This window comes from Paenibacillus sp. EB106-05-06-XG162, assembly GCF_058791655.1.
On sequence record NZ_JBYTDT010000006.1, the window covers coordinates 39,033 to 54,178 of the forward strand.

At 46.0% G+C, this 15,146-nt stretch carries 9 protein-coding genes; 6 read left to right on the forward strand and 3 right to left on the reverse strand.

From position 1 onward, the window contains the following. Nucleotides 1-2 precede the first annotated feature (2 nt). From AC3WU2_RS14940 to AC3WU2_RS14965, 6 genes are all read left to right on the forward strand, one after another. Nucleotides 3-4,529: an endo-alpha-N-acetylgalactosaminidase family protein gene (locus AC3WU2_RS14940; RefSeq protein ID WP_492455409.1), complete on the forward strand. Its 4,527-nt coding sequence runs from the start codon at nucleotides 3-5 to the stop codon at nucleotides 4,527-4,529. A gap of 404 nt (nucleotides 4,530-4,933) precedes the next feature. Beyond that, nucleotides 4,934-5,950, forward strand: coding sequence for an S-layer homology domain-containing protein (locus AC3WU2_RS14945; protein ID WP_492455411.1), 1,017 nt, complete (start codon nucleotides 4,934-4,936; stop codon nucleotides 5,948-5,950). 203 nt (nucleotides 5,951-6,153) lie between these two features. Beyond that, a complete protein-coding gene (locus AC3WU2_RS14950; RefSeq protein ID WP_492455413.1) occupies nucleotides 6,154-7,380 on the forward strand; it encodes an MFS transporter in 1,227 nt (408 codons plus the stop codon). 103 nt (nucleotides 7,381-7,483) lie between these two features. Further along, entirely contained in the window at nucleotides 7,484-8,593 is a 1,110-nt protein-coding gene (locus AC3WU2_RS14955) for a YheC/YheD family protein (RefSeq protein WP_492455415.1), read from the forward strand. Between the two features lie 83 nt (nucleotides 8,594-8,676). Continuing rightward, entirely contained in the window at nucleotides 8,677-10,284 is a 1,608-nt protein-coding gene (locus AC3WU2_RS14960; protein ID WP_492455417.1) for a sensor domain-containing diguanylate cyclase, read from the forward strand. Between the two features lie 142 nt (nucleotides 10,285-10,426). Further along, complete coding sequence (locus AC3WU2_RS14965; RefSeq protein WP_492455419.1) at nucleotides 10,427-11,152, forward strand: endonuclease/exonuclease/phosphatase family protein; 726 nt, start codon at nucleotides 10,427-10,429, stop codon at nucleotides 11,150-11,152. Between the two features lie 90 nt (nucleotides 11,153-11,242). Here AC3WU2_RS14965 and AC3WU2_RS14970 read toward each other — a convergent pair whose 3' ends face one another. From AC3WU2_RS14970 to AC3WU2_RS14980, 3 genes are all read right to left on the reverse strand, one after another. Continuing rightward, nucleotides 11,243-13,552 (reverse strand): glycoside hydrolase, encoded by a 2,310-nt coding sequence (locus AC3WU2_RS14970; protein WP_492455421.1) that lies wholly within the window; start codon nucleotides 13,550-13,552, stop codon nucleotides 11,243-11,245. A gap of 123 nt (nucleotides 13,553-13,675) precedes the next feature. Next, on the reverse strand, nucleotides 13,676-14,413 hold the full coding sequence (locus AC3WU2_RS14975; protein ID WP_492455423.1) for a VanZ family protein: 738 nt from the start codon (nucleotides 14,411-14,413) through the stop codon (nucleotides 13,676-13,678). Nucleotide 14,414: 1 nt separating this feature from the next. Next, nucleotides 14,415-14,741 (reverse strand): PadR family transcriptional regulator, encoded by a 327-nt coding sequence (locus AC3WU2_RS14980; RefSeq protein WP_492455425.1) that lies wholly within the window; start codon nucleotides 14,739-14,741, stop codon nucleotides 14,415-14,417. Nucleotides 14,742-15,146 lie beyond the last annotated feature (405 nt).

The window sequence follows — 15,146 nt, forward strand, 5'->3', positions numbered from 1 at the left end:
CAATGAAGAAAAAGAAAAAAGCTATTCAACAGACTAGCGCAGCGATCGCTCTATTGATGAGTGTGCAGATGGGGGTTCCAGCGACGCTCGTATTCGCCGATGGGACGACGAGTGCCGTAACGTCGAGCATTTCTGCCACAGCAGCAGTGGCGTTAGCAAGCTACACGAAGGATTTTAATGACGGCAATGTATCCAGTTGGAAGGTGGCAAAAGGTACAGCTACGCTCACGGCGGATAATGGCACGTTGAAGGCGGAGACTGTTGGATCAACGGTTCTCGTTGATACGGATTCCCCTTCGATTAAGAACGGGGAATATGAAATCAAGATGAAATTCAAAGATGTTCCATCCCGGATTGGACTACTTATTCGCTATGTCGATGCCAATAACTATGCACTTATTCATTATGATAATAATAATTGGGGCTGGGATTTCCTTAAGAACGGCACGGAGACCTACGGCGGAATCGAGACGGTCTCGAATCCTGTATTTGAAGCCAATAAACAATATACGTTCAAGGTGAAATATATCGATGATAGCATTCAATTGTGGCTGGATGGACAGGAAGTGCTGAATACCACACTTTCGGATATTCCGATGGCTCCGGGTAAGATCGGCATTCGAAGCTGGTTCGCGAATAAGACCATCAACATTGATGATATCAAATTGGTGGAGAAAGAATCCGGTAGCTCAAATACTAGACCCATTACGATCACGGACACGCTCGCTTCCAACATCTTAACAACTGAGATTGATAAAGAATTCCCTAGGGTTAAGCAATATACGTGGAATGCAACAGGCAAGCTGATACAAGGCCAGATCAATGGTGCAAATGAAGTGAAAATTAATGGCGTGTCCTCCTACCCAATCGCTACGAATTACGCGAAGCATGCAGCGACTTCGACGAAAGGGGAATCGGCGACCTATACCCTAAGCTTTCCAGATCAGAACGTGGATATGGATGTTGAACTCGAAGTGAAGGATAACATTCTTAACTTCCGCGTTACACGAATAGCCGAGAATGGTACGACCAAGGTTCGAACCGTCGAATTCCCGAATCATGATCTTGTGTCCGTCGTATCTACAGAGCCAAAGGCCGATGAGACAGCCGTACAAGTCACTTCGCAATGGAACACCATTAATGAAGAATATAAGAATTTGAAGGACAATGCAGCAGATGGTGGCGGAAGCCGAACTTACGCATTCTTGAACAATGGTTATCTTGCTGGAACGATCGTGAACAATGTCATTAATGGGGACGATAAACTTCGCGTGAAAGTCTCTACGGGGACAGATAGCCTTAAGAAGGCCGCGCTGTGGAACGGGGCATGGACATATCGGGGAAGTCTTGCGCCTGGCTTTGGCCCAGAAGAGCTGCCATGGTCCAAAGTCATTATCACGCCGGATGCGAACAATGACGGTATCATCAACTGGCAAGACGGAGCGATAGCCTATCGTGCGAATGCACCTGCGCCGTACCGCAGTGATATGATACGCGATAACATCTCTTACATTGCCATTAACCTCGGCTCGACGAATACGAATCCATTCATGCGTGCATTTGATGACGCGAAGAAAATCTCGAATCTAACCGATGGATTTGGTCAAATTGTGCTGCATAAAGGATATCAAGCGGAAGGCCATGACGATTCTCATCCGGATTATGGCGGTCACATTGGTATTCGTCAGGGTGGAGCGAAGGATTTTAACTATATTCTTGAAGAAGGTAAGAAGTATAACATCAAAGGCGGCGTGCACATTAACGCGACCGAATACATGCTGGATGCCAAAGAAACGAAAATGGAGAATTTGATTCAACCTCTAAGCAGAGGATGGGGATGGCTGGATCAAGCCTATTACGTGGATAAGACGAAGGATATCGAGTCGGGAGAGCTGAAGCGTCGTCTGGATATGCTAAAATCCGATACCGGAAATAACCTGGACTTCCTCTATGTCGATGTCTATTCCGGCCTTGGCTGGAATGCTGCCCAACTAGCGAAGTACGCGAAAGACAATGGCTGGATGCTCGGAACGGAGTTCGCAGGCCCGTTCAACGAACAAGTATCTTGGGTGCATTGGGGAACGGATCCGGGCTATCCAAATCAAGGTAACACTAGTAAGATAATGCGTTTCTTACGGAATGACACGATGGATGGCTTCTTAAGTGATCCGCTCTTAAAGGGGAACAAGCAAGTTGGCGTTGGATACTGGCAGAATAACCCTGCATTCTATGATTACAAGAAGACGACAGAAGCCTTCTTCGAGCATAATTTGCCTACGAAGTATATGCAGTATTTCCAAATTACTAAAATGATCAATGATCGGATTGACTTCACGAATAATGTCTCTGTTGCCCGTCTGCAAGATGGTAAGGTGCATTTAACGAAGGATGGCAAAGATATCGCAATCATGACTTATAGCAGCGAAATTACAGATAGCACGGTATTCATTCCATGGGATCCGGTCAAAGAAGATAAGATCTACCACTGGAATCCTGCAGGTGGATCCACAACCTGGGATGTACCGACTTCATGGGGTCAAGTGAGCAGTGCGAAGCTTTATAAGCTTTCGGATTTAGGGCGCGAGTTCGTTCAGGACGTCCCCGTCGTAAATGGCAAAGTAACGATTAATTCGGACCAACGAGTCGGTTATGTCCTCTATAAGTCAGATGCACCAGCGGCTCTAGACATGAATTGGGGCGGCAATGGCGCTGCGAAGGATGTCGGCTTTGACAGCCAAGGCTTTACGAAGTGGCAGAAATCTTCGACTGGCGGGAATACCGACCACGTTACGATTGTGAAGGATGGGAATGCGGACGATAAGCTGCAAGTCGCAGGTCCTCAGGATGCAAAGGTCACGCAAGAGCTTACAGGATTAACGCCAGGGAAGACATATAGTGCCTCGGTCTGGGTGAAGGTGAATGGTGAACGCCGCACAACCATCAGCGTCAAGCAAGGCGAGCAAGAGAATAGTAATTACTTGGATAACACCAACGTGAAGTTTTGGGCACAGCAGCACAAATATTTGAATACGAATTTTGAGCGGCTGAAAGTGAATTTCGACGCGGTTGGTACGACAGCGACACTCGCGCTGAATGTAGACCCGGGCTCTGCGGTTGTCCAATTCGATGACGTTCGCGTCTGGGAGAATCCGACGAAGACGGATGAGCATGATGGCGGCGCATTCTATTACGAGGATTTCGAGAATATCGATGAAGGATATGGTCCATTCGTATATTCGAAGAACAGCCCTGTACGGACGCATCTTGTCGAGAAGCTCGATAGTCAGATCAAGTCATATGTCATTGACGGCAAAACATCGCTCAAGACCAATGAGGAGAGTACGGGTGAAGTGCTGCGTACGCTACCTCAGACATTACGTCTCATGCCAGAAAAGAAATATCATCTTACCATGGCCTACAACGCTGAAGTGAAAGATATGTATACCGTATCCGTTCGCGGAAACGTTGGAGGAACGGTGAAGGACTTGGCATCACAGAAATTGGATGCAGGCAAGGGGACATTAGATCTGAGATTCGAGACAGCGAATGCGAAGGATATCTATCTGGCGATAAACAAGAACTTCACATCAGATGCAGGTACGGAATTAACAGGAACCATGGTACTCGATACGATTCGTGTGGTCGATGAGACCACACAAACGGCAGTAACAGGTGTGAAGGTGGATAAAGCCGATGCAACACTTACGGTGGGTCAGACTGTTGAATTGAATGCAGCGGTTGAGCCGAGCAATGCGACGAATAAGAATGTCACATGGTCGAGCAGCGATGAATCTGTGGCATCCGTCGCCGTAACGAACGGAAAAGCAGTCGTCACAGCGAAGAAGCTGGGGACGGCTGACATTACGGTGACGACAGAGGATGGTAAATTCAAAGGCGTTAGCAAAATAACGGTCTCCACAACGGCAGCGCCATCGGGCTCGATCGCAGCACCGGCTTCGGCTTTCGCTGGCAAAGAGTTCAAAGTTCAAGTCGGTCTAAGCAGCGTGACGCAGGGTGTATATGCACAGGATTTGTCTGTCGATTTCGATCCAGCAACAATGGAATTCTTGCATGCAAAATCGCTGATTACAGGCATTAGTATCATTGATAAGAAGACAACACCAGATGGCAAGCTGCGCTTCATCGTTGCAAGCGAAGGGCCAGGGAATGCCGTAACAGGAACCAAGGATGTCCTCGAGCTCACGTTCAAAGCGAAGCAAGTTACAGAAGCTGTGAACAGCAACATTGCAATCACGAAGGCCATCATTTCGGATGCTGCTGGAACTGAAGTGACAGTCGGCAATGCAAGCGCAACCGTACAAGTGTCGAAGGAGCAACCGCCAGTTGCGACAGGCGACTTGAATGGTGACGGCAAAGTGACGATTGGCGACTTGGCTATTGCAGCTGCGAACTATGGTGCCACGAAGACAAGTCCGAACTGGAGCAAGGTGCAGTTGGCTGATTTTGACAACAATGGTGTCATTGACATCAGTGATTTGGCTGCTATTGCCCAAAAACTTATTCAATAACACATAGCAGCCCGAGAGAAATCTAGGGCTGCTATTTTTGAACTCACAATGATACATAATGGATCATTTTTGGGTATCGAAATAATCTCATTCGTTAGACCTAGATCTATAAGACTATGAATTATTATTTGTCGAAAAAAAGGGGTAAAAACCGCGTCTTTACATTACATTAACAGTTCTATGATGAATTTTATAAGATTATTAGAAGTTATGTCGAAAGACTTGCAAAATGTGATGGCTCGCGGTAATTTAGATACAAATAGTAACATTAATTTCGTTAATAATTTTGAAAACGTTACTAGATTAGAAGATAGGGGAGGGATGATTCGAATTTTAAGGTATGCGTTAAATCATGAATTATATACCCATACTAAAAATATACTGAAATTCGAAGGGACGATCCTATGAAAACGAAATTACTATCCACGTTACTTGCCGGCATCTTATGTCTGCCGCTTGTATTGAATACAGCATTCGCAGCTACGGGACCTGCGTTCTCTTTAACAGCAGATCAGAAGCAGGCCAAAGTAGGTGAGACGGTCTCACTAACCTTGAGTGGTAAAGGAATTAAAGACCTGTATGCCTATGAAGCTAAATTTACTTATGACCCGAATCAATTGGAAGTCGTAACCGCGAAGTCCAAAATGGAGGGGTTCTCTGTATCGCCAATTAAGAAAGATACGGAGATTACGATCGCACATACGAAAATTGGGAAGGTCAATGGGCAGGATGGGGATTTCGATATCGGCACCATTTCGTTCAAAGTTAAAAAAGAGGGCGATGCGAAAGTGACTTGGACGGCGATGAAGACCGTCGATCATAATCTCACCTCGGCTACTGTAACTGTTAACAGTTCGGCTTCGTTCAAGGTTGCGGGTAAAGCAAGTGCGCCCACGCTGACAGATATCCAGAATCATTGGGCGAAGGATCAAATCCTTGAAGCCGTTGAGAAGGGCATCGTCGATGGATATCCAGACGGCACGTTCAAGCCGGATGCGCCAATCTCCCGAGCTGAATTTGCGGCCATTCTTGCACGTGCATTGAATTTGCCAGATGGCGATGCACTCCAATTCAATGACTTGCTCAAGATCCCGAATTGGGCACAGCCGCAAGTGGCTAAAGCGGTCAAAGCGGGCATCATCACAGGCTATGATGACAACACATTCCGTGCGAATAGTACAATATCACGTACTGAAATTGCAGCGATGGCAGCACGTGGATTGAAGCTCACGCAAGGAACAGGCGATAAGCTGAATTTCGCGGATAAGGATGTCATTCCAGCTTGGGCAAAAGGATGGGTTGAAGCGGCAGTGGATAAGTCGATCATCAAAGGCCGTGAAGGTAATAAATTCGTTCCAAAAGCCGGAGCAACGCGTGCAGAAGCAACCGTCATTGTACTGCGCATGCTAGATTCGAATTAATTGGATACAGAAGTAAATAAAGAATAAAGATCAATCTCCAGGGCTTAGGCTCTGGGGATTTTTTTGTATCTTCAAAAATAAACGGGATAAAATAATGTTTGACGTAAAAGTAAACGTAATGATAATATATCCATTGTAATTATAGACATCAAACGTAAATGTCTATTAATAAAAACGTGGTGTTGAAGGGAGAAGGAAATTCGATGTTTAAAAATCCGTATGTCCGGACGATCATCTCGTCCCGTGTGCTGATTCACCTTGGCATCTGGGTAAGGAATTTTGCAATTTTGTTGTATGTGACAGATATGACGCATAACGATCCACTATATGTTTCGCTAATCTCGGTGGTTGAATATGCGCCCATTTTCATTTTCGCGATCATTGGGGGCACTTTCGCCGATCGATCCAAGCCACGAAGGACCATGATCGGTAGTGATATGTTATCCGCACTATCGATTATTACGGTCTTGTTGGTCATTCTGTATGGGGCATGGCATGCATTGTTTTTCGCGACATTAATCTCTTCGATCTTGTCGCAATTCTCGCAACCGTCCGCGATGAAGCTCTATAAGCAGCATGTACCGGAAGAGCAGCTGCAAGCGGTAATGGGGATCTACCAGACGCTTACGGCGGTATTTGTCGTGATTGGACCGATGGTAGGGACATTTATTTATCAACAATATGGGTTAGAAGTGGCCCTAGCGATCACTGCCGTGCTGTTCTTAGGTGCAGGTTGGATTCTCTCTTGGTTACCGAAGGATGCTGAAGATGTATGTCAGGAGCAAAAGACCCATTTTATGCAGGATTTGAAGGATGGGCTTCATTATGTATGGCGAAAACGAGAGCTTCGAGCGCTTGGTGGCGCATTTGTGTTCTCAGGCTTCGCCGCGGGGTTAGTTCAACCGATGCTGATCTTCGTCACGATGGAGAATTTAGGACTGGATAAGGGTCAATTGAAGTGGATGATGATGGCCAATGGTGCAGCAATGCTCGTGGGTGGAGCTGTCGTGATGGGAATCGCGAAGAAAATAAAACCACAGACCTTGTTAACTTTGGGTCTAGCGATCAGTACATTCACAACAATTGGACTTGGATTCTCCGTTAGCGTACCGCTGTCTATGAGCTGTCAAGTGTTAGGAGGCTTTTTCTATCCGTTCATAATGATCGGCATCAATACGTTGATGATTAAGAACACCGAAGGTGCGTTCATCGGCCGCGTCGGTGGCGTCATGACACCGCTCTTTATGGGGATGATGGTGATCGGGATGTCGATAGCCGGGATTCTCAAAAGCGCGCTATCGTTATCTGCGGTCTATCTGATAAGTGGCTGTTTGTTCTTCATTGGGATGTTGGTTCTATTGCCTCTATACCGTAAACATGTACAGGATGCAGTGGAGGTCCCTCAAGTTGTTCAAAATTCTGAAGCGTGATGGGGGTGCCATTAATTCTGTGTCGTAGGCTTCCACCGTGTTAATCCGAATGGGCTATGCATACTCTGTGAGTGACATATGATTAATAGATGGTGGTGAGTAGATGGGTGCAATCGTTGGTGTTCTCCTCGATCCGAAGACATATGCGGGGATACGAAGCGGGAAAACAGGCAGTGAACGCATTGCCTTATATCAGAAAGCGGGTCAAGAACTTGGCATTACGCCCCTCTTTATGTCACTAAGGCCAATTCGGAACAATGTTGTTATCGGATTAATCTATAGACATCCTAAATTTCATCTTGTTAGACGTCCTATCCCGAGTGTGACGCATAATCGCGCGATGGCTTTTTCGAAATCGAGTAAGCAACTTATGGCGACGCTGGCTGCACGCAGTACGATTTTTAATCGCGTTAATCGGTTTGATAAATTGCATATCTATCAGCTCATGTACAAGGAAAAGCGCATGCGGCGTTTCCTCCCGTGGTCTGTGAAATTCACACTTGCACAACTTCGTAAAGCGATGGTAAAACATAATGCACTCTATATTAAACCGACGAGCAGCAGTGTGGGGGAAGGCATCATCAAGATTCAGAAAGACATGAACGGATTATGGATCTTGACCTGGAAGAAGAGAGAAAAGTATCTGTTAAATGAGGACAGAGCAATCGCCTGGATTAAGAAGAAGGTTGGCCGACAGAAATATATGATTCAAGAAGCGATTCAATTGGCCAAACATGAGGGGAATGTCTATGATCTACGCGTCTCCGTCCAACGAGGGGGAGATGGGAGGTGGCAGATTACCGGTATCGTAGGGAAGGTCGCTGCGAAGGGAAGCCATGTCACCAATGTCGCCAAAGGCGGGAAGGTGAAACGCACACAGGTATTGTTCCGCGGGAGCGGCTTCCATCCGGTGATTATGAAGCGTACGGTCGAGAGGTCTTCCCTTCAGATGGTTAAATTCCTAAGCACCAAGCTGCCGCTTTTGGCTGACGTGGGACTAGATATTGGGATTGATGAGTTCGGGCAAGTGAAATTAATTGAGATGAACTGCAGGGATCAACGTTATTCGTTCCGGAAAGCAAATATGAAGAAGACGTTCTATCGTACGTATGAAACGCCGCTGCGGTACGCCAAATTTCTGCTATTGAAGAAAAAGAGCTCCAGATTGAAATTACCAAATCTTGAACAATCGAAAAAGAAAGTGCTACAATAGACTTTTAGGAAGAATGCACTAGATTCTACCATCGATTCGACAAAATTGGTAATAGGCGATCAACCATTCAATAAAGGAGCGATATGGAACCAAACAAGCAGCCACGAAAAGGCTTAAAATTATCGGCAATCATTTCAATTGTTGTACTCATCTCCGTCTTCGTTACAATTATTATCAATACGATTGTCGGTTATCAAGCGGAGCGCATCTCGTTATATAACAACACGATAGAATTTAACAAAATCAACGCGACAGATCTCAGTAAGATGACACAATCTCTGATGGTATCGATGAAGAAGAGCATTAAAGTGACGGCAGATTATTTCGCGGATGTACCTCTAACCGATTCGAATGTCCTGTCACAGCTTGATTTCTTTATGGATACCAACCATTATTTTAATTCAATTGTGGTCGTGGATGCTGGGGGGACGATCGTATCGACTTCACCGAGCCACCTGTCCTTAATCGGCCAGAAGCTTAGCTCGCAAGCGGCGCAGGAGGCGCTCGAACGTCGTACCCCTCTTATTTCAGAGCCGTTTCTGGCCATTACAAAGCGGCTGATCGTGCTCGTTAGCCACCCGATCTACGATTCGAAAGGCGTTTACAAAGGATTTGTTGCGGGTTCGATCTACTTGCAACAGCCGAATATTTTTCAGAACATTCTAGGTACCCAAAATAAAAATAAGAATGGATCGTATTATTATGTCGTCGATTCTTCGGGCCGATTAATCTATCATCCGGATTCATCGCGTATTGCGGAGAAAGTAGATCAGAATCCTGTTGTACAGAATCTAATCCATGGGGTTAGTGGACAGCAATTAGTGACAAATATCAAAGGTGTTCGGTATCTGGCAGGATTTGCGAAGGTCGATGAAGTCGGCTGGGGGATTGTATCGCAAACACCAGAGAGTTATATTCAAGCGCGCAGCAACAAGCTCATTAAGAATATGCTCGTGTTCTCGATGCCGTACTTGATCGTTCTATTATTGTTGTCGATCTGGCTTGCCCGTCGCTTGTCCAAGCCTTTGTATCAGCTCGCGAATGCCGCATCACGTCTCTCGCAAGGGGATGAGAGTTTAACCTCTATCCCGCTTCAACCGAGTTGGAATTATGAGACGAATGAGCTTGCGAAGACGATTGCAATCGCCTTCGATCGGATGAAGCAGAAGACCGATGAGCTGTCACAAGAAGCGATGGCGGATCCACTGACAGGATTAACGAACCGAAGAACAATGATGGCTATCACGTCACTCTGGGAAGAGCAGGGGATATCTTATGCTTTCGCCATGCTGGATTTGGATCGGTTCAAATCGGTTAATGATACATATGGTCATCAACTTGGCGATGAAGTGCTGAAATTTCTAGCGCAAGTGATGATGGAAGTGAAGCGGGACCAAGACTTTTGTTGTCGGTATGGCGGTGAGGAGTTCACGATCCTTATGCCGGAAACGACAGAACAAGAAGCTTACATCGTCGCAGATAAGATACGAGCAAGAATGGAAACTTCAATAAGTCCGATCGGACGTCCAGTGACGCTGTCCATCGGTATTTCCTCGAATGCAGAGGGTTCTGAAGATACGATGGAATGCTTATTGAAGAAGGCGGATGAAGCATTATATGCGGCCAAGCATGCAGGGAGAAATCGGGTCGTCATGTATCGCAGCATGGAAGACATCATGTCCTCGAAATGAGACGCGTAACATAAGACAAAAAGGTGTGAGCTACAAGAAGATATTTTCTTGAGGTTCATGCCTTTTTCGATCGGATTTGTGATATCTTGAGGGAAGAAGATGAAACGTCATGGTGGAGAGGATGTGCGATGAGAGGATGACGATGAACAGGAAGGAACAGACGTCTGTAAGACTGCGAGTGCTGACATACAACATTCATCATGGAGAAGGCATGGATGGTGTTGTAGATTTACAGCGAATTGCGAATGTCATGCAGTCTCTACAACCGGACATTATTGCGCTGCAAGAAGTCGACAAATATGTACCGCGCAGTGATGACGTGGACCAGACTGCTGAACTTGCTCGGCGAATGGGAATGACAGGGGTATTCGGCAAAGCCATTGATTTGATGGGCGGGGAGTACGGTGTTGCGGTATTATCTCGGTTCCCCGTAATCACTGAACAGAAGACGTACTTGCCGAATGTCAAGCAGGGAGAGCAGCGAATACTCTTAACGGTGAAGTTGGATTTAGGGGAAGAGCTTCCGCCGTTAACGTTCTCCGCTGTCCATCTGGAGTGGAATCCGAAGCAGATTCAAGCTAAGCAAGCGGCAGCAATTATTGAGCTGCACAGCAAAGAGACACCTTATGTTCTCGCAGGGGATCTAAATGCAATACCTGGATCGGATACGATGAAGCTGATGTCAGCCGTGTGGACAGATGCCACGGCGAGCATTACGGACTGGACGAATGCAGAAGATGGTAAAATTGATTACATCATGGTTGGGGCGAAGGATCAGTGGCAAGTGGGAGAGCCGATCGTGATGAAGGAAGACGTCGCATCGGATCATCGCCCGGTCCTTGCTGTGCTGGACTGGATGCGCTATTAGCCGACGTCTCAGCTCTACCGTTTATGATTAGCGAGACATGAAGAAGGACATCCGTTCATTCGTGAACGAGATGTCCTTCTATTTTTCCAATTACTCTTGCGGCGCCTGGAACCATGTACGCTCGCCATTTCGAATGATGAGTGCTGCACGTGCAGGGATTGTCTCGCTGCCAACTTTCACTTTGCGATCTGAGAAGTTCGCGGTAACTTGTAACTGATCGCCATATGAAGCCTGTTGAACGAGCCTATCTTCAGACAGTATCTTGAAATCTGTCATCGATTTCTGGACAGCTTCCGCATGGAAAGGGGACCACACCTTCAAATAATCCGTGATACGCTGCTTGTTGATGTTCCAAGCTCGCTCATTCATATGATAGAGCGGAGGGACATTATAGAGGAGCTCTTTCAGCATTCTTGTACCGACTTCACCCTTAATTTTGAAGGATCCCCACTCCCAGTGCGCTGTGGTAATCACGGAATCGTTATACACCAATTTGAAGAGTGGAAGGGAATACGTAGGGTCAATATAGATATGATCATAGAGTTCTTTAATTGGAACTTGTTTGTTGTAACGTTCCGGAATTTGTCCCTGCGGCCCCCAATAGCCACCGATATAATATGGACTTTGTTTGTTCGTCCGCATGTCGGCATCGCCCCATTTGATCACAGGCGCTTCCATGCCATGTGCGAATGCAATCGTCTGGCTCGCATAATCATTCCCTGTCTCGGAACCGATCACCATATGCTGTTCGTCACGGATATACGCCATACGATCAAGCTTGGCCTGCATATCTTGCGCTTCTGTTGTCTCATGGCCCGGTGTGTAATCATCATTGAAATCACCGGCGGCATCCACGTCGATGAACCAGGAATTAAAGGCTACACCGGTGCCCATAATTTCTTGCATCCGCTGCTTGACACTTGGCAGTGACAAGGTCGGGTTGAGCAGACGGCCTTTCTTCAGAAAACCTGTCTTTTTCTCCCCATTTGCCTTCGTAATAGTACCGTCTTCGTAGAGACTTGCATCAGGGAAGAAAGCTGTCTCCCAATCGCCTGTCTTCTCTTGATGAATGGAATGATAGGAATCATAGGGCCCAATCAAATAGCCGAGCTCCGCCGCCTTCTTAACGAACTCAGGATTCATATAAGCAGCAGTCCAGTCGGACAGACCGAGCCAAGCTTTTGTCATACCGGCTTGCTGGAACTGCTGTAGTAAATGAACGGTATTCTTCTCATTCCAGTGATCGACTTCGACGACGGCATCGCCGAGTTTAGCCTTCAGCAGACGTTTGTTCAATTCGAATAATTGTACGGGATTCAGCTTGTCGATTCCTTGGGCGATCAACGCTTCGGTTGACCGATCCAGGGATTTGAATATTTCCGGCTGGTAGAAATCCTTGGATTGGAGCAGCGCGTTAAACCCGCTGATCATACTATTTTTCTGATATTTATCATAATAATCCTGCTTCATGACAGCACGGAACTGGGCTGCTTGCTCTTTCCCTTCATCACTTGCACGTGGTAACTGCGAAGTGATCCAATCGAGAAATGGCTTATCGAGTTTCGATTTCAACTTCGGCCAAAGGATATCCTCCTCGGAGAGGAGAGATTTATTCCACATATAAATATGCGGTGCGCCATAGAGCTTCTCGATATTCGGATTGTTCGCAGCTTTCTCCTGGAGTGTCGTGAATTTTCCTTGTGCGAGCAGTTCATTTTTATAAATACCGGCGATTGCTACAGGATCATTGTCGGTTACATAAATACGGAAATTATACGATTTATCCGGATTAATAGAGGGAAAATCATGCGTCAACGAGATCGTGATCCGTGGGTCGACCGTGAAATCTACCGTATTGTTATAAGGATTGTCGAGAACATACATGATTGCATATTGGCTCTTGTTCACCGTCATGAAACGCATGGAGAAGGATTCATTGAAGGACAGACTCTCGTCCGCTAGGAATGCTCTCCAGTGCTGATCATGACTAGGAATCCATTTCCCTTCCCCCCAAGGTATCATATAACTGTCTCCGCTTAACGTTGGCCATGTGATGGACTTCGCTGCGGTCGACGTCATTTGAACTTCAAGCGCGTCTTTTGCCCGTGTTAACTGAACCTGTAGGCCATCGTCAGGATATGTCCATGATATTTTATCGCCCACACGTTGCACATTTGAGACTTTACGTATGGGTTGAGGCTCGGACGCGATCTCTGTCTTGCCGTCTTTTGTAACAGAGATTTGGAACGTCTCGGGCACAACATCATACGTAAATGGAGAAGCAGGATTCACAACAATCGGTTTGGGTACAGCAGTTGGAGCAGCAGGACTTGAACAGCCTGTAATTCCGACGGATAAAATAAGTACTAAAGTTAGTAGAATATACATGGTATGTTTCATGATGGAACTCCTTTGGAATATATATCACAATATAGATCGTATTACGATGTACTTACTGAAATGAAAACCCTTGATGAAGTGATGAGATCATTTCTTCATGGCAAGGGGCATCGTGTAACGTGCTTATTCATGAATTTGGAACTTTGCATGTTTGTATTGATTGACCAAGGCATGTATCACTTTATAGCATCCGAATCCCATGATACCGCCAATTAAGTTCAATATCAGGTCATCCACATCGAAGCTGCCTAAGGTGAAAGCATATTGCAGCATCTCGATGAGAACACATCCGGTAAATGAAGCAAGAAAGATGCGATGAATTGACCGGAAGTAAGGGAAGAGCAAGGGTAATAATAGACCAAACGGGATGAAAACCCCGATATTGCCGAACAAATTCAAGAAGATCGTTGTAAAGGTATAGCGATGATGATTCACGATATAATCACGCAAAGTGTGAAAAGGGACTGTATTCTCGTATAAGTGCATACTCTGCGTATGTCCATACTCAAGCATTTTACGTTTCCATTCGATTGTAAACGCCCGACGTGCCCAGCGGTCACTCGATAGGAGCATGACGTAGCTGAGGAGGGAGGTATAGAGAATGAAAAGCGCTAGAATCCATTTGCGTATATACTTGTCCACGAGCGGGAGAGCATGACATAGCTGATTGCGGATGAACTGCGGCTTCCCGAATCGTTCGATGGCCATAGCTGAAGCCGTATGCTCGTCGCAGCCTTCTTCGATCAGGTCCATATGTAGTTCGGTTAAATGATCCTTGAGCTCGTCCTGCATATCTTTCTTCTCACGCTTGGAACAAGGCAAGCCTTGAACGATCTGTGATGTATATTGTTCAAAATCCATGCTACTCGCTCCCTTCATGCGTTAGGGTCACGAGGCGCGTCAGCGTTTGCCAATCTTTCATTTTCGATTGCAAGATTTTGGTTCCCTCGTTCGTAATGCGGTAATATTTACGGCGTCCGCCTTCAATCGATTCTCCCCAGTAGGATTCGACGGCTTTTTGAGACTCTAAACGCTTAAGGGCTGGATAGAGTGTGCCTTCTCCGATTTCATAGACATCATTACTAAGCAATCGAATTTTTTTGGAAAGCTCGTAGCCATATTGATCCTTCTGAGCGATGAGGTTCAGTAGGATAAGATCAATACTGCCTTTTAATAGTTCTTTGTTCACGATATTCACTCCTTTCTACTTCGTGATTAACAGAATATCACACAGTATATCGTAATACAAGGTAATTAGATTTCCAAATTCTTCTTGACAATAGCTCAGCGATATTGTAGATTTGTCGTTAATATTCAACAGTGTTGACCGAGAATCATGGTATTCAGCCTTTCGTCGCGTCAGAGAGGAGACCCCTTGGCTGCAAGGTTTCTAGCTACGAATGAATGCCCCTGTCTTGTGAGCTGTATTGGTGATTGCGGCTTATCCAGTTTGACAACTTTACCAATACCGGGTTCGACCGTTATATCGACGAAGAATCATCATACGCCGTGTGATGATGAAATAAGGGTGGTACCACGACACATTCGTCCCTGACGAATGTGTCTTTTTGTCATACAGAGAAAGAGGAGGAGT